This window comes from Streptomyces sp. BHT-5-2 (assembly GCF_019774615.1).
In the GTDB taxonomy this organism is placed as follows: domain Bacteria; phylum Actinomycetota; class Actinomycetes; order Streptomycetales; family Streptomycetaceae; genus Streptomyces.
Window position 1 is genome coordinate 1,990,508 of record NZ_CP081496.1, and the last position, 25,388, is coordinate 2,015,895.

The window sequence follows — 25,388 nt, forward strand, 5'->3', positions numbered from 1 at the left end:
GATGACGGCGACGATGAGGCATCACGTACGGCTGACCGCGCCCGGGCTCCACACCGCGGCCGGGACCGGTCCGGGCGACCTGTGGGAGGCCCTGGTCGCCGGCAAGGACACCCGCAGTCCGGCCGAGGCGCTGGCGGGCCCGTGGCCGGAGTTCGACACCGCCTTCCTGGTGGCGGACCCGGACGCGGCCGCCCTCGGGGTGCACCGCAGGGTCCTGCGCACCTCGGAGAAGCAGGCCCGGATGGCGCTCTACGGGGCGCGGCTGGCGCTCGCCGGTCCGGCGGAGCGCGGTCCGGTCGGCGGCCCCGGTTGGGGTCTCTACCTCGGACTGCCCACCGTGGACGAGGAGTTGCTGCGGTTCTCCGCGCTGGACCGGCTGCACCGGGCCGCCGGATCGCCGGCCGAGGTCGCCGCCCTCTACGGCCGGGAGGTCCCGCCGTTCAGCGGGCTGTCCCACCTCAACAGCACCGCGGCCGCGCACATCTCGGCGGCCTTCGGGCTGACCGGGGCGATGGCCGCGTACTCGCCGTTCTCCGACGCCGGGCTGCAGGCCCTGATCGACGGGGCGCTGTCGGTCGCGGAGGGGGAGAACGAGGCGGCGCTGGTCGGGGCGGTGAGCCCCAAGGTGCATCCACTGCTCTTCGCGCAGTACGAAGAGCTGGGGTGGAACGGGGCGGTGCCGGGGGAGGGCGCGGCCTTCCTGCTCGCCGAGCGGGGCGGCGGCGCGGACGGCGGCGCGGGCGGGCCGGACGGCTCGTCCGCCGGGTCCGGGGCGCCGGGGGCGCGGCTGGCCGGTTACGGGCGGGCGTTCGGCGCCGGGCCCGAGGACCGGGCCGAGGCGATCGCCGAGGCCGTCCACGCGGCCCTGGAGACGGCCGGCACGGACGCCGGCGGGATCGGCTGGGTGCTGCCCGACGCCGCCTGGACGGCGGACACCGCACGGGCCCAGGACGCCGCCCTGGAGCGGGTCTTCGCGGGCACCGCGGACCGGCCCGCCGCGTTCACCGCCGAGCGCGCCACCGGGGTGCTGGGCCCCGCCCACCCGCTGGCGCACACGCTGCTGGCGCTGCACGGCCTGGCCACCGGGCGGCGGCTGGCCGCCGACGGCGAGGCGGTGCGCGAGGAGGCGCTGCCCGCCCCGCGGGCCCTGGTGCTGGCCTGCGGCGCACGCGGCCAGGTGTGCGCCGTCGTACTGGAAGGAGCCGGGAAATGAGCCGCCGCGTCGTGGTGACCGGACTGGGCGCCGTCTGCGGACTGGGGCTCGACTGGCAGACCATGTGGGAGGGGCTGACCGCGGGCCGGTCGGCGATCCGCGCCTGGCGGCCGCCCGGCGTCGACGACTTCCCGGTGCGCTACGCCGCGCCCGTCGACGACGCGGAGTTCGCCGCGCGGTACGGCGCCGAGGCGGACCCGGCGCGGCCGCTGGAGCGGCGCGCCCGCTTCGGGCTGGCGGCCGCCGCACAGGCGCTGGCCGACGCCGGCATCGACGCCCCGGGCACGGTGGGCCGGATCGGCACCGCCGTCGGCTCGGGCGTACCGGAGCGCGACCCCTACGAGCTGCTGCACGCGATCGGCGAGGACGGCGCGCCCAGTTGGCAGACGCTGTTCGCCCGGCGCGACCGGCTGGACCGGGCCAGCGGCCTGTTCTGCACCAACGACGCGCTGGCCGCCGGGATCGCGGCCCGGCACCGGCTGCGCGGCCCGGCGCTGAACTTCTCCACCGCCTGCGCCGGCGCCACCCACGCCATCGGCCACGGAATGCGGATGATCCGGCGCGGGGAGGTGGACGCGATGGTGGTGGGCGGCGCCGACTCGGTGCTGAACCTGCCGACCATGACCGGGCTGCACCTGCTGGGCGCGCCGTCCACCTCCGAGCTGTTCGGGGACCGGCTGTGCCGGGCCTTCGACCGGGACCGCAGCGGGCTGGTGGCCGCCGAGGGCGCGGCCATGCTGGTGCTGGAGAGCGAGGAGAGCGCCCGCCGGCGGGGTGCGGCGATCCACGCCGAACTGGCCGGTTTCGGCAGCTCGTTGGACGCCCACCAGGTCACCGCCCCGCACCCGGAGGGGCACGGCGCGGCGCTGGCGATGAGCCGGGCGCTGGCGGACGGCGGGGTGGTGCCCGAGGCGGTGGACTCCGTCAACGCGCACGGCACCTCCACGCCGCTGAACGACCCGATCGAGACCCGGGCGATCAAGGACGTGTTCGCGGCCGGCGAGCACTACCGGAAGCTGGCGGTGACCGCCAACAAGACCATGCTCGGGCACCTGATCGCCGCCGCCGGCGCGCCCGAGCTGATCGCCACCGTGCTGTCCGTCCGGGACGGCATCGTGCCCCCGACGCTGAATCTGGAGAACCCGGATCCGGCCTGCGACCTGGACTACGTGCCGGAGAAGGCGCGGTACCAGGAGGTGTCGGCGGCTGTGAGCAATTCCTTCGGCTTCGGCGGACTCAACGCCAGTCTGGTGGTGCGTGGTTATGAGCACTGACATCGTTTCGAGCACCGGAACTCCTCCCGGCGCCGACAGCGCCGAGAGCTTCGGCAGCGCCGGGCCCGGCGCGTTCGCCCCCGACGCGATCGTCGTCACCGGCATCGGCGCCGTGCTGCCCACCGGGCGCGGGCCCGAGGCACTGTGGACGGCGTGGCGGGAGGCGCGGACCGCGCTCTCGCCGTACCAGGACCCCTACGTACGGACGCGGAGGATCACCCACTTCGGGCACGTCCCCGCCGAGCTCCAGCAGCTCAGCCGGGACAGCGTCCCCCACAAACTGCGGAAGTTCGGCACCGCGTTCACCTTCAACGCGGTGCTGGCCGCCGAGGACGCCATGCGGCAGGCCGGCGAGAGCTGGCAGGCCGTCCCCGAGGAGCGGCGCGGCCTCTACGTCGCCCAGGACGACTCCACCGAACTGAGCGTGGCCGCCTTCCACAAGGCGCTCGACCAGGCCCGTACCGACACCTCGCGGCAGGTCGGCGCGGACCTGACGCGGGTGGTGGCGGAGGCGTTCGGCAACGCCGCGACCTTCAACCCGTTCACCGTCATCCGGGCGCTGAACAACAACACCCTGGCGCTGGTCAGCATCGCCCGGCGGTTCCGCGGCGACTGCGCGGCCTTCGTCCAGGACGCCGGGGCGGCGCTCGGCGCCCTCCAGCGGGCCGCGTTCAGCCTCCGCCAGGGCGACTGCGACACCGCGCTGGTCGTCGGCGCCGGCAGCTACAACGAGCCGCTGAAGCTGGCCGCGCAGTACCGTGCCGGCAACCTCACCGCCGGCGCCGACGGCGCCGCCCCGCTGCGCAGCTTCGACGCCGGGCGGGACGGCACGGTGCTGGCCGAGGGCGCGGTGGCGCTGGTCCTGGAGCGGGCCGGGGACGCCGCGGCGCGCGGGGCCCGCCCGCTGGTCACGGTGCTCGGCGCGGCGCTGCGGCCGGCCGTGGACAGCGGTGTCGGCCCGGCCGCGCTGGCCGAGAGCGCCCGCGGACTGATGGCCGCGCACGGGGTGACGCCGGACACCCTCGGCGCCGTCCTGGCCGACGGCAAGGGCACCGTCCACCACGACGCCGCCGAGGCCGAGCTGCTGCGGGCGCTGCTGAAGGACAGCGGCGTCCCGGTCAGCTCGGTGCGGCCGGTCACCGGCACCCTGGGGGCCGCCGGACCGCTGGCCGAACTGGCGCTGGCGCCCAGCCTGTTCGCCGCCGGTGAGCTGCCGCCGATCGCGCACCTGGCGACCCCGCCGGACGACGGCACCGACTTCGTCACCGGAACGGCCCGGAAGCGGCGGATCGACACCGTCCTCAGCCTGCACAGCAGTTTCAACGGGTTCGCGGGCGCCCTGCTCGCCGAGCGGCCGCACCTCGTCTAGGAGACCACCAGTCATGTCCACCACCTCAGCGTTCACCGAGTTCGTACAGCCGCAGATGGGGCGAGTGTTCACCGCCCTGGGGCTGGACGTCGAGTACGAGCGGGCCGAGGGCAACACCCTCTACCACCGCGACGACCAGGGCGATCTGGTGCCGGTCCTGGACCTGATGGGCGGCTACGGCTCGCTGATCCTCGGCCACAACCACCCGGAGATCGTCGCCCACGCCAAGGGGCTGCTGGACCGGAACCGGGCCGTGCACGCCCAGTTCTCACTGCGCGGCGAGGCCGGCCGGCTCGGCGCCGCGCTCAGCGACGTCGTCCGCCGGGAGACCGGCATCAAGGAGCCGTACCTGGCCACCTTCGGCAACAGCGGCGCCGAGGCCGTCGAGGCGGCCGTCAAGCACGCCGAGCTGGTCCGGGTGACCAAGGCGGCGGCGCTGGCCGAGGAGACCGCGGCCCACCTGGAGGCGGCCCGGGACGCGGTCCGCCGCGGCGCGGCCACCGTCGACCCGGACGCCTACCAACTGCCGGCCCTCCAGGGGCAGGTCGCCCCGGCCGCCGGCATCGAGGGGCTGCTGGCCGCGATCGGCGCCCACAACGGGGCGGCGCTGGCCACCAAGCCGCTGTTCCTGGCCCTGGAGCGGTCCTTCCACGGCAAGCTCGTCGGCAGCGTCCAGCTCACCTACAACACCGGCTTCCGCGCCCCGTTCCAGAACCTCGGCACCCGGGTCCGCTTCGTCCCCATGGACCGGCCGGAGCTGCTGGACCGGATCGCCGAGGACGAGCGGGTGGTGCTGCTCGACACCGAGGTCGAGGACGGCCGGGTGCGGGTCGTGGAGCGGGACTTCCCCGCCATCACCGCCTTCATGGTCGAGCCGGTGCAGGGCGAGGGCGGCATCCACGCACTCACCGCCGAACAGGGCCGCGCCATCCGGCTGTTCTGCAACAAGGTCGGCACCGCACTGATCGTCGACGAGGTGCAGAGCGGCATGGGCCGCTGCGGCGCCTTCCTGGCCAGCTCGCTGATCGGGCTGCGCGGCGACTACTACACGCTGTCGAAGTCGCTGGGCGGCGGCGTGGCGAAGATCTCGGCGATGCTGGTCCGCCGGTCCCTGTACCAGGGCGAGTTCGACCTGATCCACAGCTCGACGTTCGCCATGGACGACTTCTCCTCGTCCGTCGCCCGCAAGGTCGTCGAGATGCTGGAGGCCGACGACGGGAAGGTGTACCGGCGGGTCGCCGAGCGCGGCGAGCGGCTGGTGGAGATGCTGGCCGACCTCAAGTCCGCCTATCCGGACGTCATCGAGGACATCCGCGGCAAGGGCCTGTTCGTCGGCGTCCAGCTGCGCGAGCAGGGCGAGGCCCGCTCCATGGTGCTGCGCGGCAGCGCCTACACCGGGGCGCTGGGCTATCTGCTCTCCGGCTATCTGCTGCGCCAGGAGCGGATCCGGATCGCGCCGACCGGCAGCGCCGGCAACGTGCTGCGCATCCAGCCGTCCGCGTTCCTCACCGACGAGGAGATCGAGCGGCTGCGCGGCGCGCTGGACCGGCTCTGCCGCATCCTGCGCTACGAGGACACCCTGCACCTGGTGCACCCCGCCAGCGACCGGACGATCCCCAAGCCGCGGGCCGAGATCCGCGACTTCCGCGGTGCGGTCGAGGGCTACGAGCAGGGCGCGCCGCGCCCGGTGACCGGCCCGGTCCGCAAGGTGGCGTTCGTCAACCACCTGATCACCCCGGCCCATCTGCGGCAGGTGGACCCGGCGCTGGCCGACCTGAGCGACGCCGCGCTGCGCTCGTTCGTGCTCGGCATGGACCCGGTGAAGAAGGCGGCGCCCTACCCGGGCGTGCGGATCGACTCGCCGCTGGGCAGCGCCGTGGAGTTCGCGCTGTACCCGCTGATGGTGGGCTCGGAGCAGATGGGCGGCTATCTGGCGTCCGGGGACGTCGCCGGGATCCGGGCGGACGTCGAGGAGCGGGTGCAGGCGGCCCGCGAGGACGGCTGCGAGGTCGCCGGGCTCGGCATGTACACCTCGATCGTCACCAACAACTGCACCTCGCTGAACGTCCCCGGCATCGCGCTGACCTCCGGCAACGCGCTGACCGTCGCGATGGGCGTACAGGCCATGGAGCGCGGCGCGCGGGACCGCGGCTTCGCGGTCGGCGACGCCACGCTCGCGGTGGTCGGCGCCGCCGGCAACATCGCCTCCGTCTACAGCCAGTTGTTCGCCGAGAAGCTCAGCCGGATCGTGCTGGTCGGCAGCCGCCGGGACGGCTCCGCGCGGCGGCTGCGGCACACCGTGCACGGCATCTACCAGGAGGCGTGGGCGCGGATCACGGAGGGCGGCGAACTGGCCGGCATCCCGGCCCGCCTGACCGAGGAACCGCTGATCGCCAAGTGGCTGGCCGACGGGGCGTCCGCCGAGGACCCGGACGACGCCGACCGCGGCCAGGAGATCGCCGCCTACCTGGAGGAGCGGTACGGCCAGGACCCGTTCCTGACCGTCACCCAGGACACCGACGCGCTGCACAAGGCGCAGCTGGTGCTGTGCGCCTCCAACAGCCCCGAACCGTTCCTGACCGGGGAGCACTTCGCGTCGGACGCGGTGGTCTGCGACATCGCGGTCCCCAACAACGCGGTGCCGGACCTGGCCGCGCAGCGGCCCGACCTGGCGTACATGCTCGGCGGCATCGTCGCCACGCCCAACGGCGAGAGCCTGCACCCCTCGGCGCGCGCCTTCCTGGAGGCCGGCCAGCTCTTCGCCTGCATGGCGGAGACCGCGCTGATGGGCCTGGCCGGCCTGGACCGGCACTACTCCTACGGGAACATCAGCCGCCGGCAGGTCATCGACATTGCCGCACTGGCCGACGCCCACGGGCTGCGGCTGGCCGACTACAAGAGCGCGCACTCCGTGTGAGCCTCCCCCGGCCGACGCCGGGGGTATCCCCCCGGGGCGCCGCACGCGACCCGTCGCAGGCAACCACCGCGTGCGGCGCCCGGCCTCCCCCCACGCCGTACCCCCCAAGGACCCGAAAGGACCTCAGCGTCATGGAATTCGCAGGCCAGGTGGCACTGGTGACCGGCGGCAGCCGGGGCATCGGCCGCGCCATCGCGGTCAGGCTGGCGGAGGAGGGCTGCGCCGTCGCCCTCAACTACCGCAGCGCGACGGCGGAGGCGGAACAGGTCGCCGAGCAGATCGCCAAGCTGGGCCGGAAGGTCGAGCTGTACCAGGGGGACATCTCCGACCCCGAGGTGCCGCGGCGGATCGTCTCCGACGTCCGCGCCGCCTTCGGACGGATCGACGTCCTGGTCAACAACGCCGGGATCACCCGCGACGAACTGCTGGTCAACCAGCGGCTCTCGGACATCGAGGACGTGCTGCGCACCAACCTCGTCGCCCCCATGCTCACCGTCCAGGCGGTGGCGCCCGCGATGCTGCGGCAGCGCTACGGTCGGATCGTCAACATCTCCTCCTCGTCCGCCGCCAAGCCCGGCCGCGGGCAGTCCAACTACGCGGCGGCCAAGGGCGGTCTGGAGTCCTTCACCAAGGCGATGGCGGTGGAGCTGGCCTCCCGGAACATCCTCGTCAACGCGGTCGCCCCCGGCGTCATCAACACCGAGATGACCGACACCATCCGCGCCCACGGCGAGGACGAGATCATGAGCCGGCTGCTGCTGAAGAAGTACGCCGAACCCGAGACGATCGCCGACGCCGTGGCGTACCTCGCGAGCCCGCGCAACACCTACACCACGGGCGAGGTACTGCACGTCGACGGCGGCCTGAAGATGGCGTGAGGTGCCGGCCATGAGTGACATGAGTGAACTGACCACCCCCGTCGCGGCCCCGGTACCGGGTGAGCTGGCCGGCCGGACCGCGGTGGTCACCGGCGCCGCCCAGGGCATCGGCCGCGAAGTGGCCCTGCTGCTGGCCGAGTCCGGCGCCGCCCGGCTGGTCCTGCTCGACCGGGACGCCGCACAGCTGGACACCGTCGCCAAGGAGGTGCGCGACCTCGGCGCGCGGGCCACCGCGCTCGTCGCGGACCTGCGCGAACGGGAGGCGGTCCGCGGCGCCCTGCGCGCCGCGCTGCGCGCCGCCGGGCCGCTGCACATCCTCGTCAACAACGCCGGCGTCGCCGACGAGAACGGCCCGGACGACGAGGAGACCTGGCTGCGGGTGCTGGAGATCAACCTGCACGGCACCTTCGCGGTCACCGCCACCTGCCTGGAACACCTCGTCGACAAGGGCCGGATCGTCAACGTCTCGTCGATCCTCGGCAAGGCCGGCAAGATGCGGAACACCGCCTACTGCGCCTCCAAGCACGGCCTGATCGGGTACACCAAGGGCCTCGCCCTCGACCTCGCCGCCCGCGGCATCACCGTCAACGCCGTGCTGCCGGGCTGGATCGACACCCCGATGCTGCGCCGCGAGATCGCCGCCTCCGCCGAGGAGATCGGCGCCGACCCGGCACGGATGCTGCGCCAGGCGCGCAAGTCCATCCCGCTGCGGCGGCTGGTGGAGGCCCGGGAGGCCGCCGAGCTGATCGGCTTCCTGGCCTCCGACCGGGCGGCCGCGATCACGGCGCAGTCCCTGACCGTCGACGGGGGCTACACCCGTGGGATGTGACGGCACGGCGCTCACCCTGCCGCGGCCCCGGCCGGCCCCGGCCGCCGACCCCTGGCTGCGCCGGCTGCGCCCGGGGCCGGCGCAGCCCGCGGCCGGCGCCGCCCGGGTCGTCTGCTTCCCGCACGCGGGCGGCGGTGCCGGCGCCTACCGGCCGCTGGCCACCGCGGTGGCCGCGCGCGCCGCCGGCGGCCGCCCGTACGAGGTGCTGGCCGTCCAGTACCCGGGCCGGAACGACCGGATCCGGGAGTCCCGCGTCGAGGACCTGCGGGCGCTGGCGGCCGGTGTGCACCGGGCGGTGGCGCCGCTGGCCGGCCGCCCGCTGATCCTGCTGGGGCACAGCATGGGCGCCCTCGTGGCCTACGAGGTGGCCCGCCTCCTGGAGCGTGCTGGGACCGGCCCGGCGCATCTGCTCGTCTCCAGTGCCTGGGCGCCGTCCCGGGTGCGCGGCGGCACCGTCCACCTACGGGACGACGAGGGCCTGATAGAGGAGATCCGGCGGACCCGGGGCACCGACCCGCGGTTGCTGGACAACCCGGACGTGCTGGCCATGGCGCTGCCGGTGGTCCGCAGCGACTACCGGGCGGTGGAGACCTACCGGGACCGGGCCGGACCGCCGCTGGCCGCCCCCGTCACCGCGCTGACCGGCGACGACGACCCGCTGGTCGACGTCGAGGACGTGGCCGCCTGGCGGCAGCACACCGCCGGCGGCTTCCGGCTGCGGGTCTTCCCCGGCGGCGACCACTTCTATCTCTCCGGCCACTGGGCGGAGTTGGCCGACCACCTGGTCACGGCACCGCCGCGACCGGTGGCGGCGGTGGCCGGCTAGGGCGTGTCCGGTGTCGTCAGGCCGGTGCGAAGTCCTGCGGCCAGCGGGCCCGGGCCTGCTCGCGGGAGCGCATCGTGGCCAGCGTCAGCAGCCCGCGCGCCCGGCCGCTCTCCAGCAGGCCCGGCAGCGCGGGCAGCGGGGCCAGCGCCGCGATGTCGTCCAGGACGAGGGTGAGTGGTGGGTCGAGCCGACCGTCGGATGACCGTTCGGCCATGCGGCGGCCGTGCTCGACCACGTGCGAGAGGAGTGCGGTGAGCAGCGGCATCGCACCCGGGTCGGTGCGCGGGTTCTCAAGGGACTCGCCCACCACGTACAGCGTTCCCCCCTCGGCGATGAATGATTCGAGAACGAGCGCATCCGATCGAAGCGGATTGCTGGCGTCGCGGATATGGACCGAGGAGAGTGCGGTCAGCGCCCGTCCGACCAACTCCTTTGCCAGCTCACGGCGTTCGGTGTGCGCGGTGAGCACCGACTCCAGTTCCCCGGCCTGCCCGGCGGCCGCCTTGGTGTGGGTGCGCAGGATGCGGACCGGCTCCTGGGCGCCGCCCGCGGCGTGCGCCCAGCGGTGCAGCTGACGGAACGGGCGGCCGTCCAGCGCGGCGGCGTGCAGCCAGCAGCGCAGCAGGGTCTGTGCGGCGTCCGCGACGGCCGAGTCCAGGGCGCCGGCCGGCCGGACCGGCGCCAGCAGCGCCACGGCCCGGGCGGCGGCGGTGCCGATCTCCTCGCAGCCCGCGGCGGGCGACCAGCGCAGCCGGGCCGGGGTGTCCAGGCGGTGCGTGGGGTCGTAGACCGGCACCGGGCCCAGTTTGGCGCGGGCGTCCTTGGTCTCGGCCCAGAGCGCCGGGTCGGTGGTGGCGACGACCAGCGGGCCGGGGGCGGCGGTGGCGACGGCCAGCGCCGCGGCCCGGGCGGCGGCCCGGTCGGGGCCGAACTCGACGCGGGGGAGCGCGGGTTCCGGGACGGAGGTCGTCGGCGCGGCCGCGGGCGCGGGCGCCGCGGCCCCGAACGGCCCCTGCGGGACGGCCGGCACTGCGGGTTCGGCGGCCACGATGGGTTCGGCGGGCGTCTGCGGAACGGCGGGCACCGGCGGGGCGGTCGGCTGCGGCGCGGCCGGCGGAGCGCCCGGCACGGCCGTCGTCCCCCCGACGGCCGTTTCGGCCACGACCGACCCCGGCTGCGGCTCCGCACCGGCGGGGATGCCCGGCGCGCCGGCCCGCCCCCGCCCGGTCCGCCTGCGCTGTCCGCCCTGCGCCCGTCGGGCCGCCCGGACGGCCCGGTACCGAGCGACCGTCCCCAGCACGAAGATCCCCAGCACCAGCAGCACCAGCAACTCGCCGACGAACAGCCCCCAGAACAGCCCGTAGCCCGACAGCTCCGCCTTCGGGGTGTTCGGCCAGGCCGCCGCCATGTCATGCGGCGCGGCGACCAGATGCCGCAGCGCCATCGGCGTACCGCCGTACGTCACCCCCGACGGCCAGCCGCCGTGTGCGAACAGGCCGGCCAGCCCGGTCGCCGTCCACACCACCAGCGTCAGCCCCAGCAGAAAGCCGATCAGCCCCACCAGCAGGGCGTCGGGCACGCCCCGGCCCCTGGGCCGGCCCGCGCCCCGGCCGTCCCCGGGGCCGTACCCGCGACCGCCCCCGGGGCCGTACCCGTACGCGTCCTCGTCGTCGTACCCGCGCTGCACGCCGTATCCGCGACTCACGCCACCGTCTCGCTCGACTCGTCCCGCAACTGCCGTGCCAGCGCGATGGCCTCGGCGCGCGCCTCGGCCTCGGCGTCCGCCGCCAGGGAGAGGGCCCGTGCCTCGTCCGTCGGCAGGGCCGACGACTCGGTCATCGCCCGGTCGGTGTAGACCAGTGGCCGCTCCGCCTCGGTGATGAGGTGCTTGACCACCTGGACGTTGCCGTTGACGTCCCAGACGGCGATGCCCGGGGTCAGGGTCGGAATGATCTCCACCGCCCAGCGCGGCAGCCCCAGCACCAGCCCCGTGGCGCGCGCCTCGTCGGCCTTCTGCGCGTAGATCGTCCGGGTGGACGCCATCTTCAGGATCGCCGCGGCCTCCCGCGCGGCCGCGCCGTCGACCACGTCGCTGAGGTGGTGGACGACGGCCACGAACGACAGGCCCAGTCGGCGGCCGAACTTCAGCAGCCGCTGGAAGAGCTGCGCCACGAAAGGCGAGTTGATGATGTGCCAGGCTTCCTCGACCAGGAAGATCCGCTTCTTGCGGTCCGGGCGGATCCAGGTGTGCTCCAGCCAGACGCCGACGATCGCCATCAGGATCGGCATCGCGATGGAGTTCCGGTCGATGTGCGAGAGGTCGAAGACGATCAGCGGCGAGTCCAGGTCGATGCCGGCCGAGGTCGGCCCGTCGAACATGCCGCGCAGGTCGCCGTCGACCAGCCGGTCCAGCACCAGCGCCACGTCCAGGCCCCAGGCGCGGACGTCGTCTATGTCGACGTTCATCGCCTCGGCGGACGCCGGTTCGGGATGCCGCAGCTGCTCGACGATGTCGGAGAGCACCGGCTGCCGGCCGCGGGACGCGCTCTTCGCCGCGCCCTCCCCGTCCGCTCCGCCCTCCCCGTCCTCGTAGGTGCTGAGCACCGCCGCGTGCGCCACCTTCAGGGCGAACCCGGAACGTTCGTCCAGACCGTGGCCCATGGCGACCTCGATGATCGTCCGGAGCAGGGCCAGTTGGCCGGTGGTGGTGATCGAGGGGTCGAGCGGGTTGAGGCGGATGCCGCCGTTGAGGGCGGCGGCCGGGTCCAGGCGGATGGGCGTTATCCCCAGCTGCTGGGCGATGAGGTTCCACTCGCCGACGCCGTCCTCGCCCTGTGCGTCCAGCACCACGACCTGCCGGTCGCGGAACCGCAACTGCCGCAGCACATAGGTCTTCTCCAGCGCCGACTTGCCGTTGCCGGACTCGCCGAGGACCAGCCAGTGCGGCGCCGGCAGCTGCTGCCCGTACAGCTGGAACGGGTCGTAGATGTACCCCTTGCCGGAGTACACCTCCCGCCCGATGATGACGCCCGAGTCGCCCAGGCCCGGCGCCGCCGTCGGCAGATAGACGGCCTGCGCCTGGCCGGTGGAGGTGCGTACGGGCAGCCGTGTCGTCTCCACCTTCCCGAACAGGAAACTGGTGAAGGCTTCGGTGAGGGCACCGAGCGGATCGAACATGGCCATGACGTACGCGCCTCCCTGGGCTTGCAGCGGCGTTGGCGGCGGCTACCGGACTAGCGGCGGATACCGGTCGCGAACGGAAGGGTGTTCACAAACGCCCGGTGGTGTTCCCGATCGCACCACTCCAGCTTGAGGTAGGACTTGCCCGCCGAGGCCCGGATGGTCCGCTTGTCGCGGGCCAGCGCCTCGGGCGAACGGGACGAGACGGTGAGGTAGCCGACGAGGTTGACCCCGGCCGCGCCGGACGCCAGGTCCTCGCCGCGCTGGTCCACCCGCCCGTGGTGCGCGACGTCCCGCGGGTCGACGACCCGGTTCATCTTCGCCGCCCGGCTGGCCTCCGCGTCGTCATTCGTCTTCTCCGTCAGCATCCGCTCGATGGCCACCTCGGTGGGCTCCAGGTCCATGCAGACCGCGACCGTCCGGATCACGTCCGGGGTGTGGACGAGCAGCGGCGCGAGGAAGTTGACGCCCACCGGGGTCAGCGGCCACTCCTTGACCCAGGCGGTGGCGTGGCACCAGGGCGCCCGGGTCGACGACTCCCGGGTCTTGGCCTGGAGGTACGTCGGCTCGGTCGCGTCCAGTTCGGCCGGCCAGGCGTTGCGCCGGCTCATCGCCTGGATGTGGTCGATCGGGTGGTCCGGGTCGTACATGGAGTGCACCAGCGACGCCAGCCGCGCCTGTCCGAGGGGCTGCCGCACCCGGATGTCCGCCTCCGTCAACCGGGCGCAGATGTCGGTCAGCTCGCGCGCCATCACCACCGCCAGCCCGGCGTCCCGGTCCAGCTTCCGGCGCAGCAGCCCGGTGCGCTGGGCGGCCGCGGCCCGGGCCATGGTGACCGCCTCCGTGGCCAACTCCCGGGTGTAGTGCATGCACGCGACCAGATAGGCCCGGTGCTGCTCGGAGGACGTGGACACCATCGACTGCAGCTGGTCGTACGACTCCTGCAGCCACCGCGGGGAGTCGACGGCGCCCCGCTGGGCGACGTCCTTGGCGTGCGCGTCCGGGTCGGCGGGCAGCGTCCGCGCCAGCATCTGCAGCCGCGTCACGAAGCCGTCCCCGTTGGCGACGTGCTTCAGCAGCGTGCCGAACCGGTCGACCAGAGCCTCCTGGTCCTCGCTGTCCCGCAGCCCGACGCCCGGCCCCTCGATCTCGATCGCCGCGGTCACCGTCCGCCGGTCGGCGTGCAGCAGCACCGCGATCTCGTCCGGCCCGAACGGCGCCGACAGCCAACTGATCCGCCCGATACCGGGCGGCGGCCCGATCTCCACTTCCCTCCCGTCCAGCCGTACGCCGGCTTCCATCGCCCCGGAGCGGTACACCGCCCCTCCCTTGCGGACCGTCCGGCGGAAACTCCGCCGGACCTCGAACCACTTGTAGTACGTGCGCCCCTTGTACGGCACGTAGACCACGGCCAGCCCCAGCACCGGGAAGCCGGTCAGCGAGGCGATCCGCAGCGGGAGCGAGGGCACCAGCAGCCCGCACATCATCCCGAGGAACGCACCGGCGATGATCAGCGCGACCTCGCCGGTCTCCCGGTTCTTGCCGATGACGGCATTGGGCCGGGCGCGGCCGATCAGATACGTGCGCCGCGGCGCGATCGGATGGGACGGCGTGCTCAACGCCCCTCACCTCCAGGTGCCTTGCCGGGGCGGGCGCCGCCGGGGCCGGGGTTCGCCCGGGGCGACGGGGCCGCCGGGGCCGACGAGCTCGAACGGGAACCGTGGGCGGCGACGCCGCCGGAGACCGCGTCGGCCGGCCGGGACTGCCCGCCCTGCGCGCCGCCGTCCCCGCCCGACCGGCGGGAACTGTGCGTCTTGATGCCCTGCGACACCAGCGCCGCCGGCGAGGAGATCATGGCGGCCGCCTGACTCCCGTCCGTCGCCCGGCCCTTGCTGCTGCGCGCCGACACCATCTCGTCACCGAAGCCCGGCACGAAGCGATAGATCACCGCACTGGCGAAGATCGCCAGGACGATGATGGCCAGCCCGGACACCACGGCCGAGAAGGCGTTCGGCCCCTTGTCCCCGGACAGCGCGCCGGCGATCCCCAGCACGATCACGATGACCGGCTTCACCATGATCACCGCGATCATGATGCCGGCCCAACGCCGCACATGGCCCCACATGTTCTTGTCGACCAGCCCGGCGTACACCACCGTCCCCAGCAGCGCCCCGACGTACAGCAGCGCGGCCCGGATCACCAGTTCCAGCCACAGCACACCCGCGGCCAGCACGGACACCAGCGAGACCACGATCAGCATGATCGGCCCGCCGCCGATGTCGGTCCCCTTCGTCAACGCCTGTGAGAACGCCCCGAAGAACGTGTCGGTCTGCGCCCCCGTCCCCTTCGCGATGATCTCGGTGACCCCGTCGGTCGCCGACACCACCGTGTACAGGATCAGCGGCGTGAACGCGGACGCCAGCACCGTCAGCCACAGGAACCCGACCGCCTCGCTGATCGCCTCCGTCAGCCGCACCCCCCGCACGGCCCGCTTGGCGACGGCCAGCAGCCACAGCACGAGCGTCAGTACGGTCGACGCGGCGAAGACCACCGCGTACTGCCGCAGAAACGCCGAATTGGTGAAGTCCACCTGCGAAGTGGCCTTCACCGCCCCCGACAATTTATCGACAATCCACGCAGCAGCCTTCGCACAACCCTGCGCCAGCGAACCGAGGGGGTCGAGGGGGTTGTTGTCGAGGGGGTTGCTCGGCAGCGAGCCGCCCCCGGTTTGATTCTGCTGCTGGCAGTCCCGCAGCGCGGGGCCGCTGAAGCCGTCGCAGGGGTTGGGTGGCGCAGCCACAGCACGCGTCGCGAGCATGAGGACCAAGGACTGCGCGCCGGTCAGCCCGGCGGCGACCGAGAACACACGGCGGTGCTTGGGCTTACCGGGCATAGGTGAAACCTCCGTAGCCTTGCACGGCCTTGGTCATGTCATCGGCCGACGCGACGGCCTGGTCGCGCCCGATCGGGGCGGGGCCGTTCTGCTGCGTGAAGTCGACGACCTTCCAGTCCCCGTTGGCCCACTGGAGGTCGTAGGTGGCGGTGTACCAACTCTCCGTGACCGGCTTCTGGGACTTTGCGCCCGCGAGGCCGAAGAGGGCCGAGTACCAGACCGAGACCTTGGCCGTGTCGCCCTTGAACGATTCCGTCTTCGCGCCGACCGGGTTGGCGCGCGAGATGAACGTCATGCCCTCTGGAGCCGTGCCGTCCGGGTTGAGGCCGAACTGCTTGAGATGGGTGGGGTTCGCGTATGTCTTGTCGAGTTCGCCCTCGCGTGCCGCTGCCTCCGACGGTGCGTAGACGGACCGGACAATCTCCTGCCGCCGAACGGCGTTGTACATACCGTCGCTGCCCAGCGCCACCACATAGTTCGCCGCCGCCGACTGTGCCCCCTGTTCCGTCTTCGGGAAGCCCGTGGCGATGCCGGCGGACTTGCCGGTGACCGGCTTGGTGCCGGTGGGGGCGGTGGGTTGGGCCGCGGCCCGGTCCTTGGGGGAGCCGCCGGAGCCGGTGTCGGTCCCGTCGTTGCCGCTGTCGCCGCGGTTGGCGAAGGCGATGGCCGCGATCAGCAGGACGACCACGCCGACGACCGTGACGAGGTTGCGGCTGGAGAGGCCGGACCGGCCGCGGCGGGGCGTGCCGTAGGTGTCGCTCTCGCCGTCCGGGAGTCTGGTTCTGGTCTGGCCCGTGCCGGAGCCGCGGTCGTCGCCGTAGCCTCCGTCGTCGCCGATGCTCATCGCGCCTGTGCCCCCTCTGCCGCCCTCGCGGCTGCCGCCCTCGCCGTCCGTGCCGTTGGTGTGCCGCCTTCATACGACCGTAGCCGCGCGGGCGGCGGCTCGGGTGAAGTGGTACGAGTACATCTCACCGTGACGGTTCCTCAGTTGCTCGGCGACGGGGGTGAATGGGCGGCTCCGGGCGGTTTGTTCCCGTGGTCCGTCGCGTGCCCGCCGCGGGCTGCCGGTCTCCGGAAGCACCTGTCCCCGCGCCGCGGGCGGCCCAATCGGCCCGCTGGTGGCGGGCGTGGTCACGGCGCGGCTCAGGGACCCGCGGGCCGGGGTGAGGGGGCGTCAGCATGGTGCCTCGGGCAGGGGGGTGGGACGTTCCGGGGGTACGGAAGGGCACGGGACGGCGGAGGGAGGAAAGGCGGGGGCGCATGCGGTGCGGCGCCGGGACGGGCACGTGCCGACGTGCGCGGTGTGGTGACCGGTGGCGGCGGGCAGGGCTGAGGGACGCGGCCCTGCCGTGCGCCCGGACGGCGCGGGGTCCGGGGCGGGGTCGGTCGGCGGGCGGGGAGTCCGCCGCGCCGGAACCGCGCCGCACCGACCGCGCCGAACGACCGCGCGCCGGCCGGCTAGACGGCCATGCCGTAGACGATGGTGAACAGCGTGCCCAGTGAGCCGATGATGAAGACGCCGGTGAGGCCGGCCACGATCAGGCCCTTGCCCTGCTCGGCGCTGAAGGTGTCGCGGAGCGCCGTGGCGCCGATGCGCTGCTTGGCGGCGCCCCAGATGGCGATGCCGAGGCAGAGCAGGATCGCCACCGCCATGATGACTTCGACCATCACCCGGGCCTCGTTGCCCAGGCTGCCGAACGGGCCCCAGTCCGGGGCGATTCCGCCGATGATGGTGGTGATGTCGCCCTTTTGGGCCGCAATGAACATGTGTGAACTCACCGCCCCTTGATGGGTAGTTGCCGAACCGTGTTGTCCGGCACGGGATCAGTCTCTATCTTCGCCGACAAAGACGCCATCAGATGTCGACTTGGCGGCATTCTTCGACGGATCCGGTGGGGGTGTGGCGTCCACGGGCTCCCGCGCCGCCCGCCCCTCCCCCTTTCTCACTGTGTGTATCACGGGTGATAACTCTGAGCAATAACTGCCGGGTGGGCGACAGCGGCGGAGCGGCGGTCCGATCGCACCGGAAAGCGGATGTGACGGGAATCGCACACCGTTCGAAGCGCCCCGTGCGCCGCCCCGTGCGCCGCGGTGCGGCCGCCGGGTGCGCGACGGCCGGCGAAAGGGCTGTGAACCGGGCCTGAATGGGGGAGGGTTGGGGGGTGCGGAAATTCTGGGTGGGCAGCGGGATCGGGGTGGGGCTGATGCTCTGCCTGATCGGGCTGCTCGTGGTCGGTACGTACGGGGCGGCGGCCGGACTGGCGGGGGCCGCCGGCCGGGCGGTGGGGCTGGCCAAGGGTGCGGTGCCGGCCGCGTACCAGTCGCTGGTGGCGAAGTGGGGGACGCTCTGCCCGGCCATCAACCCGGCGCTGCTGGCGGCCCAGCTCTATCAGGAGAGCGGGTGGAACGCGCACGCCCGGAGCCCCGCGGACGCCCGCGGGATAGCGCAGTTCATCCCCGGGACGTGGGCCACCCACGGCATCGACGGCAACGGCGACGGCAAGAAGGACATCTGGGACCCGGCGGACGCCATCCCGTCGGCCGCGTCGTACGACTGCGAGCTGGCGAGCTATGTGAAGGGCGCGGCGGGCAACGCCACCGAGAACATGCTCGCGGCCTACAACGCCGGTGCCTACCGCGTCATCCAGTACAACGGCGTGCCGCCGTACCGCGAGACGCAGGACTACGTGAAGACCATCACGACGCTGGCCAGGAGCTTCGAGGCGCCGACCGCCCCGGTGGCGCCCTCCCGACAGGCCGCGGCGGCCATCTACTACGCGCAGGGCAAGCTCGGCACGCCGTATCTGTGGGGCGGCAACGGCACCGCGGACCAGGGCGGTCGGTTCGACTGCTCCGGGCTGACCAAGGCCGCGTACGAATCGGTGGGCATCGAACTGCCGCGGGTGGCCAACGACCAGTGGAACGCCGGCCCGCACCCCAAGCGGAACGAGCTGCTCCCGGGCGACCTGGTGTTCTTCGCCTACGACCTGAACGACCCGCGCTCCATCCACCACGTGGGCATCTACGTCGGCGGCGGATACATGATCAACGCGCCCTACACCGGCGCGGTCATCCGGTTCGACAAGATCGACACACCGGACTACATCGGCGCCACCCGCGTCACGTCCGATGGCGCGAAAGCGCTCCCGACCCGGAACGGCGGGTGAACATAAGTCCTGAACTGCGGTGACGTGTCAAGCTTCGATAACGTCCTGGTGATCATCCCGTGGAGAGTGGAACGCCGCGGGTGCGCGAGGCGTTTCCCTGGCGTGGGGACACAGCAGCGCGCACGGCGGCACGGGCTCGACGGCCACACAGATCGACAACGGGGGTTGGCAGCACTAGGCGGCGCTCGCGTGGCGCGCGGAAGATAAGGGGCCACGGTAGATGGCTGGACTCGCATTCGAGGGGCCGAACCCCGACGTCGACGTGCTCGACGGCATCAACGGCCTCGCGAAGGACGCCCCGCACTGGGTGAACGGCGCGATGGAGTTCATCGGTGAGTACGGCATCATCGCCGCCCTCGGAGTGCTGTGTCTGCTCGCCTGGTGGAGCGCCCGCCGCCGGCCGGACGGCGCGGCCGCGATCGCCGGGCTGGTCTGGGCGCCGCTGGCCGCCGGGCTGGCGCTGCTGGCCAACATCCCGATCCGCGGATTCGTCGAGCGGCCACGGCCGTTCAAGGACCACGCCGGGCTCACGGTGCTGATCCCCGGCAAGAGCGACTTCTCGTTCGTCAGCGACCACGCCACGCTCACCATGGCCGTCGGCGTCGGGCTGTTCGTCGCGCACCGCCGCTTCGGACTGGTCGGGATCGGGCTGGCGCTGCTCGAAGGCTTCTGCCGGGTCTACCTGGGCGTGCACTACCCGACGGACGTGATCGGCGGGTTCGCGCTCGGCACGGCCGTCGCGCTGCTGCTGGCGCCGCTCGCGCAGGCGGCGCTGGTGCCGCTGACGGCGGCGGTGGAACGGTCGCCGCTGAGCTGGCTGGTGCGGGCCGGGGGCCGGGCGGCGGAGCCGGCGGCGGACGGCGACGAGGACGAGGACGAGGGCGAGGGCGGAGCCGGCCCGGTGGTCGCCGCCGAGCCGACGCCGCGCCACCGCGAGCGGGACGAGGACCTGGCCGCCTGACGGCGCACAGGACGATGGCCCGGCCCCTGGGGAAAAGGGGGCCGGGCCATCGGCCTGTCGGGGGCGTGCGGGTGGTTCAGAGGGCCTGGGCGAAGGTGCTGAACAGCCGCTGCGGGTCGTAGCTCTGCTTGACCTTGTCGAGGCGGGCGCCGGCCGCCCCGTAGTAGGCGGACTTCCAGTCGGACAGGCCGGGGTCGGTGTAGTTCTGGTACGCCGCGCCCGAGGAGTGGCGCTGCATCGCGGTGTGGAAGCCGTTCAGCCAGGCGGTGCGGGTCGCGCCGGAGCCCCCGGCCGGCCAGGACGCCAGGTACTGCGCGAGGAAGCGGGAACGGCGGTGGACGAAGGCGGTGTCGCCGGTGCCCACGCGGTTGACGGCGCCGCCCAGCGCGGTCAGTGCGACGTTGCCGGTGACGCCCTTGCGGCCGCCGGTCTCGATCTGCGCCAGCAGGGTCTGGATGCCGGCCGCGGACAGCGAGCGGTCGAAGAAGTGCGAGCGGGCGGCGTAGGTCTCCCGGCCCAGCGTGCCGGCACCGGTGTGGCCGGGCAGCGTGCCCGGCATGTGGCACTGCGCGGTGGACTTGGACGAGCAGCCGGCGTACGACTCCATCGCGTCCAGGTAGCCGATCGGTTTGAGGCTGACGTGGGTGGCCGGGCCGGGGCCGCCGGGCTGGTCGGCGAGCCGGTCCAGTGCGTTCTTGAGGTCGTCGTGCGAGCCGAGCGAGAACGCGGCGACGGAGACCCCCGGGGTGCCGCCGGGGCGGGCGTCGAAGTGGGCCGCGGACCATATCTCGTCGGCCTGGTCCGGGCCCCACTTCTGCCAGGAGCCCAGCACCGCCGCGGCCTTCGACCACGGCCAGGTCAGGTACGCCATCACCGCGCGGGGCGCCGGGTGGGTGCGGAAGCGGAGTTCGGTGACCACGCCGAAGTTGCCGTTGCCGGCGCCGCGCAACGCCCAGAAGAGGTCGGGGTGGTGGTCCTTGTCGCAGTCGACGGTCTTGCCGTCGGCCGTGACGACGGTGGCGCCGACCAGGCTGTCGCAGGTCAGCCCGTACGCCCGGGAGACCACGCCGTGGCCGCCGCCCAGGGTCAGGCCGGATATGCCGACGGTGGGGCAGGAGCCGCCCGGCACCGTGACGCCGTGCGGGCCCAGGCCCTCGTAGACGTCGATGAGCTTGGCGCCGGCGCCGATCCGGGTGATGCCGCCGGAGGGCGCGCCGACCTTGTTCAGCGCCGAGACGTCGATGACGAGCTTGCCGTCGCCGCTGGAGTAGCCCGCGTAGGAGTGGCCGCCGCTGCGGATGGCGACCGGGGCGTTGTAGCGGCGGGCGAAGGCCAGGCACTCGGCTATGTCGCCGGGGTGCTTGACGTAGGCCAGGGCGGACGGCTTGAGGGTGTCGAAACGGGTGTTGTAGAGGCGCCGGGCGGAGGCGTAGGAGGCGTCGGTCGCGCGTATCAGATCGCCGTCCAGGCTCTTGCCGAGCGCGTTCCAGGCGGCCTGTGTGGTGGGGCTCTTGGCGGCGGCCGCGCTGGTCATGGCGTTCCCGGCGGTGCCGGCGGCCGCGGCGCGCCCGCCGCCCGGGCCGTCGCAGCCGGTCGCCCAGGCGAGGGAGGTGGCCGCGAGTCCGCCGCCGGCCGTCAGGAGTGTGCGCCGCTTCACTGGGATGAATCCCCCTTGGTTGTCGTACGGTCCGGCCCCGGCCCGCCCGTCGTCCGGCCGTCGGTCGCGGGGCGCGTGCGGGACACCGCACCGGGCGCGACTCCGCTCCCGGCGGGACCGGCCGGGCACGTCCCCGTTGTGCCGTTACGCCCGGTACCGCGAGTGAAGTCCGTTGTTGCACGGTGCTGTTGTGACCCTCACTACCCCCATGAGATGCGCCACGGGGGGTGCGGGGTTCCCGGAACGGATCCGGTCATTCCGCCGGATGTTCGAAGCCGGCGTCCGAGTCGCCCCGCACGGCGGCCAGATGCCGCTCGGCATCGGCCCGCGCCTGGGAGCGGGCCCGCCGGGCCATCCCCGTCCACCCGCAGTCGCAACGGGCCAGACAGAAGGAACCGCGCTCGGTGGTGAAGGTGCGGTGCGGCACTGTTTCGGGCACCCCGCCACGCTAGCCCCTGTCGTCGAACTCCCGTCTGCCGGGTCGTCGCCCGGCCCGCCCTCCGGGCGACGACGGGAGTTCGGCGACAGGGGCTGCGCTCCCTCCCCCCGAGCGTGACGAGGCCCCCCAACGGTCGTTGAACGGAGCGGTCGACGCACCGTCAGACGAGTCGGGGCGGGACGTCCGACCGTCCCGAGGGACCGGCCGGCCCAGGCGGTCCCGGACGCAGCGGCCGAGGGGGCTCGTACGCATGGTGGTGCAGGACAGGCGAGGGGGCGCGGTCGCCGCGGCCGTGGTGTGCGGGACGGGACTGATGGCGGGGCTGCTGGCGACGACGGGCTGCTCCCCGGACGGGGCGGCGGCGGACGACCAGATGGTGCCCGGGCCGGCGGCGGCCGCGGTGCAGCTGCGACGGAGCGTGGAGGCGCTGGTCCGGGCCGGCACCGCCAAGGTGCGCACGGTGATGGAGACGGTCAGCGGCGGGACGCGGGTGGCGATCCGGGGCGCCGGGGGCTATGACTTCGGGGCCGCCAGCGGTCAGCTGCGGGTGGTGCTGCCGGATCTGAAGGGCAAGCCCAGCGGCGGCCACCAGCCGATCACCGAGATCCTGGCGCCCGGCGCGCTGTTCATGAAGAACCGCGGGGCGGGCGTGCCGGACGACAAGTGGGTGCGGGTGGACACCGCGACGCTCTCCGACGGGAATCTGGTCACCGGCGGGGCCACCGATCCGCTGGCCGCCGCCGAACTCCTGCGCGGCGCACGGGAGGTGACGTACCAGGGGGAGGAGCGGCTGGGCGGTTCGGTGGTGCGGCACTACCGGGGGACGACCGATCTGACCGCGGCCGCCGGGGCGGCGTCGGGGCGGAGCAGGCCCGCGCTGGTGGCCGCGGAAAAAGGGTTCACCACCGACGTGGTGCCGTTCGACGCGTATCTCGACGACGCCGGGCGGCTGCGCAAGGTCCGTCAGCGGTTCCACTTCGCCAACGGGGCGCCGGCGGGGGCGGCGGTGACGTCCACGACCGAGCTGTACGGGTTTGGATCCAGGGTCGTGGTGCGGCTGCCGGACCGGCGGGACATCTACACCGGGAAGATCGCCTCGGCGTCCTCGTAGGACGGGAGGCGGGGGCCCGCGCGAGCGAAGCGGGTGTGGGGTGACCGTCGGGGCCGCCGGGCGCGGAAATGGTCCTTCCGTGCCATGTGCGCGGCGGGCGGCCCTCCCTACGCTGGCGTTAACCACCGCGGCGTGGGAAGGCGCTCGAAGGGAGGAGGTGTCGGACGTGCCCGCCCATCGCCATCCGACGGTTCAGGAGCAGGTGGCCCTCGCCGAGATCGATCTCACCGGTGAGTTGATGATCGCGGCGGCGGCCGCGAGCGAGGACCGGCTCAGTACCGACCGGATCGACGAACTTCTGCACGTGGCCGGGCCCCCACGGGACGGCGGGGCCGAGCGGGAGGCCCCGGACCCGCCGTGATGTGCCGGCACCGCGGCCGTCAGCTCCGCAGCATCCGCTCGATGGCCTTGGTCGCCTCCTGGACCTTGGCGTCGATGGCGTCCGGCCCCTGGGCGGCCGCGTCGGCGACGCAGTGCCGCAGATGCTCCTCCAGCAGCTGGAGACCGAAGGACTGAAGGCCCTTCGTGCTCGCCGAGACCTGGGTGAGTATGTCGATGCAGTAGACGTCTTCTTCGAGCATGCGCTGCAGTCCGCGGATCTGGCCCTCGATGCGGCGCAGTCGCTTGATGTGCGCGTCCTTTTGCTTGGCGTAGCCGTGGCCGCCCGGGGCCGGAGTCTGCACAGCGGTATCGGTCACAGATTCCGGCCCGGTGAGGGGGGTGGATTCCGGCTGGGGGCCGTGGCAGGCCGGTGCGGCTGCGGTGCCGCCGCCGGTGCCCGCTTCCGTGGTCGTCATGGCCATCTCCCGTGGTATTGAGGCGATCCGTATACCCCCGGCGGGTATATCGTACCGAAATTTGCGGGCACCCGCGGTACCCCGTGCAGAGCATGCTGCCCGATGGGCGACACTGAAGGAATGCCGGTTAGCTGTGGCTGGATGATGCGCCTAGCATCAACTCGACCGAATCCGCTGTACCCCGAGGATTTCACGTGCGCTTTCGTCTGACCCCCAGGGAGACGAGCTTCTATGACATGTTCGCGGCGTCCGCGGACAACATCGTCACAGGCTCCAAGCTCCTGATGGAACTGCTCGGGGCGGACGCCTCCGCACGGGCCGAGATCGCCGAACGGATGCGGGCGGCGGAGCACGCGGGGGACGACGCGACACACGCGATCTTCCACCAGCTCAACTCCTCGTTCATCACGCCGTTCGACCGCGAGGACATCTACGCCCTCGCCTCGTCGCTCGACGACATCATGGACTTCATGGAGGAGGCCGTCGATCTGGTCGTCCTCTACAAGATCGAGGAGCTCCCCAAGGGCATCGAGCAGCAGATCGAGGTGCTGGCGCGGGCGGCCGAACTGACCGCCGAGGCGATGCCGAACCTCCGCACGATGTCGAACCTCACCGAGTACTGGATCGAGGTCAACCGGCTGGAGAACCAGGCCGACCAGATCCACCGCAAGCTGCTGGCGCACCTCTTCAACGGCAAGTACGACGCCATCGAGGTGCTCAAGCTCAAGCAGATCGTGGACATCCTGGAGGAGGCGGCGGACGCCTTCGAGCACGTCGCCAACACCGTCGAGACCATCGCGGTCAAGGAGTCCTGAGCCCTAAGCCATGGACACCTTCGCGCTCATCGTGACCATCGGGGTCGCGCTCGGATTCACCTACACCAACGGCTTCCACGACTCGGCCAACGCCATCGCGACCTCGGTCTCGACGCGGGCGCTGACGCCGCGGGCGGCGCTGGCCATGGCGGCCGTGATGAACCTCGCCGGTGCCTTCCTGGGCAGCGGCGTCGCCAAGACGGTCAGCGAGGGGCTGATCGCCACCCCGCACGGCGACAAGGGGATGGGCATCCTCTTCGCCGCGCTGCTCGGTGCGGTGGTCTGGAACCTCGTCACCTGGTACTTCGGCCTGCCGTCGTCCTCCTCGCACGCGCTGTTCGGCGGCATGGTCGGCGCGGCGCTGGCCGGCGGGACGGAGGTGATCTGGTCGGGGGTGATCTCGAAGGTCGTCCTCCCGATGTTCATCTCGCCGGTGATCGGGCTGGTGCTCGGCTACCTCGTGATGGTCGTGATCCTCTGGCTGTTCCGGAAGGCCAACCCGCACAAGGCCAAGCGCGGCTTCCGCATAGCGCAGACGGTCTCGGCGGCGGGCATGGCGCTCGGGCACGGCCTCCAGGACGCCCAGAAGACCATGGGCATCGTGGTGATGGCGCTGGTCATCGCCGATGTCGAGAAGGCCGACGACGCCATTCCGCTGTGGGTCAAGCTGGCCTGTGCGATCACCATGTCGCTGGGCACCTACGCGGGCGGCTGGCGCATCATGCGGACGCTGGGCCGGCGGATCATCGAGCTGGACCCGCCGCAGGGCTTCGCCGCGGAGACCACCTCCGCCTCGGTGATGTACATCGCGTCCTTCATGTTCCACGCGCCGATCTCCACCACGCACGTGATCACCGCCTCGATCATGGGCGTCGGCTCGACCAAGCGGCCGCGGGCGGTGCGCTGGGGCGTGGCCAAGAACATCGTGATGGGCTGGTTCATCACCATGCCGGCCGCGGCGCTGGTCGCGGCCCTGGCGTTCTGGCTGATCAAGCTGGCCTTCGGCTGACGGCCTTCGGCTGACGGCCGGTGTCGTCCGGCCACTCGTAGCGCGGCGAAAGG

Annotated in this window: 22 protein-coding genes; 13 read left to right on the top strand and 9 right to left on the bottom strand. The window is 72.9% G+C overall.

Translation table 11 applies throughout. The annotated features are described in order from the left end of the window. The first annotated feature begins 13 nt into the window (after positions 1-13). The 7 genes from K2224_RS08840 (at position 14) to K2224_RS08870 (ending at position 9,306) form a co-directional block, all read left to right on the top strand. On the top strand, positions 14-1,213 hold the full coding sequence (locus K2224_RS08840) for a beta-ketoacyl synthase N-terminal-like domain-containing protein (RefSeq protein WP_221906041.1): 1,200 nt from the start codon (positions 14-16) through the stop codon (positions 1,211-1,213). Then, positions 1,210-2,487, top strand: coding sequence for a beta-ketoacyl synthase (locus K2224_RS08845; protein WP_221906042.1), 1,278 nt, complete (start codon positions 1,210-1,212; stop codon positions 2,485-2,487). Before K2224_RS08840 ends, K2224_RS08845 begins: the two co-directional genes overlap by 4 nt. Beyond that, complete coding sequence (locus K2224_RS08850) at positions 2,477-3,856, top strand: beta-ketoacyl synthase N-terminal-like domain-containing protein (protein ID WP_221906043.1); 1,380 nt, start codon at positions 2,477-2,479, stop codon at positions 3,854-3,856. The genes K2224_RS08845 and K2224_RS08850 overlap by 11 nt, the downstream gene beginning before the upstream one ends. Before the next feature lie 13 nt (positions 3,857-3,869). After that, positions 3,870-6,773 (top strand): aminotransferase class III-fold pyridoxal phosphate-dependent enzyme, encoded by a 2,904-nt coding sequence (locus K2224_RS08855; protein ID WP_221906044.1) that lies wholly within the window; start codon positions 3,870-3,872, stop codon positions 6,771-6,773. Positions 6,774-6,904: 131 nt separating this feature from the next. Next, on the top strand, positions 6,905-7,651 hold the full coding sequence (locus K2224_RS08860; RefSeq protein ID WP_221906045.1) for a 3-oxoacyl-ACP reductase family protein: 747 nt from the start codon (positions 6,905-6,907) through the stop codon (positions 7,649-7,651). Between the two features lie 10 nt (positions 7,652-7,661). Next, positions 7,662-8,480 (top strand): SDR family NAD(P)-dependent oxidoreductase, encoded by an 819-nt coding sequence (locus K2224_RS08865; RefSeq protein WP_260692411.1) that lies wholly within the window; start codon positions 7,662-7,664, stop codon positions 8,478-8,480. Further along, positions 8,470-9,306: a thioesterase II family protein gene (locus K2224_RS08870; RefSeq protein WP_221906046.1), complete on the top strand. Its 837-nt coding sequence runs from the start codon at positions 8,470-8,472 to the stop codon at positions 9,304-9,306. The genes K2224_RS08865 and K2224_RS08870 overlap by 11 nt, the downstream gene beginning before the upstream one ends. 16 nt (positions 9,307-9,322) lie before the next feature. On the opposite strand, the gene K2224_RS08875 is transcribed toward K2224_RS08870, so the two are convergent. From K2224_RS08875 to K2224_RS08900, 6 genes are all read right to left on the bottom strand, one after another. Next, positions 9,323-10,993: a type VI secretion protein gene (locus tag K2224_RS08875; protein ID WP_398203052.1), complete on the bottom strand. Its 1,671-nt coding sequence runs from the start codon at positions 10,991-10,993 to the stop codon at positions 9,323-9,325. A gap of 14 nt (positions 10,994-11,007) precedes the next feature. After that, the gene (locus tag K2224_RS08880; RefSeq protein ID WP_221909516.1) at positions 11,008-12,483 is read right to left on the bottom strand and encodes an ATP-binding protein; all 1,476 of its coding nucleotides are present in this window, start codon (positions 12,481-12,483) and stop codon (positions 11,008-11,010) included. A 56-nt stretch (positions 12,484-12,539) separates the two neighbouring features. After that, positions 12,540-14,105: an SCO6880 family protein gene (locus K2224_RS08885; RefSeq protein ID WP_221906047.1), complete on the bottom strand. Its 1,566-nt coding sequence runs from the start codon at positions 14,103-14,105 to the stop codon at positions 12,540-12,542. Continuing rightward, on the bottom strand, positions 14,102-15,379 hold the full coding sequence (locus K2224_RS08890; RefSeq protein WP_221906048.1) for a hypothetical protein: 1,278 nt from the start codon (positions 15,377-15,379) through the stop codon (positions 14,102-14,104). The genes K2224_RS08885 and K2224_RS08890 overlap by 4 nt, the downstream gene beginning before the upstream one ends. Continuing rightward, positions 15,369-16,223 carry a hypothetical protein gene (locus K2224_RS08895; RefSeq protein WP_221906049.1) on the bottom strand — a complete coding sequence of 285 codons (855 nt, stop codon included), beginning with the start codon at positions 16,221-16,223 and terminating at the stop codon, positions 15,369-15,371. The genes K2224_RS08890 and K2224_RS08895 overlap by 11 nt, the downstream gene beginning before the upstream one ends. A 614-nt stretch (positions 16,224-16,837) precedes the next feature. Further along, complete coding sequence (locus K2224_RS08900) at positions 16,838-17,146, bottom strand: hypothetical protein (protein WP_221906050.1); 309 nt, start codon at positions 17,144-17,146, stop codon at positions 16,838-16,840. Positions 17,147-17,541: 395 nt separating this feature from the next. Between K2224_RS08900 and K2224_RS08905 the strand changes: the two genes are divergently transcribed. Both K2224_RS08905 and K2224_RS08910 read left to right on the top strand, forming a co-directional pair. Beyond that, positions 17,542-18,546, top strand: coding sequence for a bifunctional lytic transglycosylase/C40 family peptidase (locus K2224_RS08905; RefSeq protein ID WP_313904763.1), 1,005 nt, complete (start codon positions 17,542-17,544; stop codon positions 18,544-18,546). Between the two features lie 220 nt (positions 18,547-18,766). Beyond that, positions 18,767-19,507 carry a phosphatase PAP2 family protein gene (locus tag K2224_RS08910; RefSeq protein WP_221906052.1) on the top strand — a complete coding sequence of 247 codons (741 nt, stop codon included), beginning with the start codon at positions 18,767-18,769 and terminating at the stop codon, positions 19,505-19,507. Between the two features lie 76 nt (positions 19,508-19,583). Here the strand turns inward: K2224_RS08910 and K2224_RS08915 are convergent, their stop codons facing one another. Further along, the gene (locus K2224_RS08915) at positions 19,584-21,164 is read right to left on the bottom strand and encodes an FAD-binding oxidoreductase (RefSeq protein ID WP_221906053.1); all 1,581 of its coding nucleotides are present in this window, start codon (positions 21,162-21,164) and stop codon (positions 19,584-19,586) included. Positions 21,165-21,417: 253 nt separating this feature from the next. After that, positions 21,418-21,603 carry a hypothetical protein gene (locus K2224_RS08920; RefSeq protein WP_221906054.1) on the bottom strand — a complete coding sequence of 62 codons (186 nt, stop codon included), beginning with the start codon at positions 21,601-21,603 and terminating at the stop codon, positions 21,418-21,420. A 250-nt stretch (positions 21,604-21,853) separates the two neighbouring features. Here K2224_RS08920 and K2224_RS08925 point away from each other — a divergent pair, with 250 nt between their 5' ends. Together K2224_RS08925 and K2224_RS08930 are read left to right on the top strand one after the other, a co-directional pair. Then, positions 21,854-22,714, top strand: a complete 861-nt coding sequence (locus K2224_RS08925; RefSeq protein ID WP_221906055.1) for a hypothetical protein — start codon at positions 21,854-21,856, stop codon at positions 22,712-22,714. Positions 22,715-22,871: 157 nt separating this feature from the next. Further along, a complete protein-coding gene (locus K2224_RS08930; RefSeq protein ID WP_221906056.1) occupies positions 22,872-23,075 on the top strand; it encodes a hypothetical protein in 204 nt (67 codons plus the stop codon). A gap of 19 nt (positions 23,076-23,094) precedes the next feature. Here the strand turns inward: K2224_RS08930 and K2224_RS08935 are convergent, their stop codons facing one another. Continuing rightward, positions 23,095-23,511 (bottom strand): metal-sensitive transcriptional regulator, encoded by a 417-nt coding sequence (locus K2224_RS08935; RefSeq protein WP_260692412.1) that lies wholly within the window; start codon positions 23,509-23,511, stop codon positions 23,095-23,097. Positions 23,512-23,705: 194 nt separating this feature from the next. Between K2224_RS08935 and K2224_RS08940 the strand changes: the two genes are divergently transcribed. Both K2224_RS08940 and K2224_RS08945 read left to right on the top strand, forming a co-directional pair. Continuing rightward, positions 23,706-24,326 carry a DUF47 domain-containing protein gene (locus K2224_RS08940; RefSeq protein WP_067348233.1) on the top strand — a complete coding sequence of 207 codons (621 nt, stop codon included), beginning with the start codon at positions 23,706-23,708 and terminating at the stop codon, positions 24,324-24,326. A gap of 10 nt (positions 24,327-24,336) precedes the next feature. Then, positions 24,337-25,335 carry an inorganic phosphate transporter gene (locus K2224_RS08945; protein WP_221906057.1) on the top strand — a complete coding sequence of 333 codons (999 nt, stop codon included), beginning with the start codon at positions 24,337-24,339 and terminating at the stop codon, positions 25,333-25,335. The last annotated feature ends 53 nt before the right edge of the window (positions 25,336-25,388 follow it).

Bases quoted from the DNA above. Each gene is read 5' to 3' on its own strand.
- K2224_RS08840 (WP_221906041.1), top strand. From the start codon at position 14: ATGAGGCATCACGTACGGCTGACCGCGCCCGGGCTCCACACCGCGGCC.
- K2224_RS08845 (WP_221906042.1), top strand. From the start codon at position 1,210: ATGAGCCGCCGCGTCGTGGTGACCGGACTGGGCGCCGTCTGCGGACTG.
- K2224_RS08850 (WP_221906043.1), top strand. From the start codon at position 2,477: ATGAGCACTGACATCGTTTCGAGCACCGGAACTCCTCCCGGCGCCGAC.
- K2224_RS08855 (WP_221906044.1), top strand. From the start codon at position 3,870: ATGTCCACCACCTCAGCGTTCACCGAGTTCGTACAGCCGCAGATGGGG.
- K2224_RS08860 (WP_221906045.1), top strand. From the start codon at position 6,905: ATGGAATTCGCAGGCCAGGTGGCACTGGTGACCGGCGGCAGCCGGGGC.
- K2224_RS08865 (WP_260692411.1), top strand. From the start codon at position 7,662: ATGAGTGACATGAGTGAACTGACCACCCCCGTCGCGGCCCCGGTACCG.
- K2224_RS08880 (WP_221909516.1), bottom strand. From the start codon at position 12,483: ATGTTCGATCCGCTCGGTGCCCTCACCGAAGCCTTCACCAGTTTCCTG.
- K2224_RS08890 (WP_221906048.1), bottom strand. From the start codon at position 15,379: ATGCCCGGTAAGCCCAAGCACCGCCGTGTGTTCTCGGTCGCCGCCGGG.
- K2224_RS08895 (WP_221906049.1), bottom strand. From the start codon at position 16,223: ATGAGCATCGGCGACGACGGAGGCTACGGCGACGACCGCGGCTCCGGC.
- K2224_RS08900 (WP_221906050.1), bottom strand. From the start codon at position 17,146: ATGTTCATTGCGGCCCAAAAGGGCGACATCACCACCATCATCGGCGGA.
- K2224_RS08910 (WP_221906052.1), top strand. From the start codon at position 18,767: ATGGCTGGACTCGCATTCGAGGGGCCGAACCCCGACGTCGACGTGCTC.
- K2224_RS08925 (WP_221906055.1), top strand. From the start codon at position 21,854: ATGGTGGTGCAGGACAGGCGAGGGGGCGCGGTCGCCGCGGCCGTGGTG.
- K2224_RS08935 (WP_260692412.1), bottom strand. From the start codon at position 23,511: ATGACGACCACGGAAGCGGGCACCGGCGGCGGCACCGCAGCCGCACCG.
- K2224_RS08945 (WP_221906057.1), top strand. From the start codon at position 24,337: ATGGACACCTTCGCGCTCATCGTGACCATCGGGGTCGCGCTCGGATTC.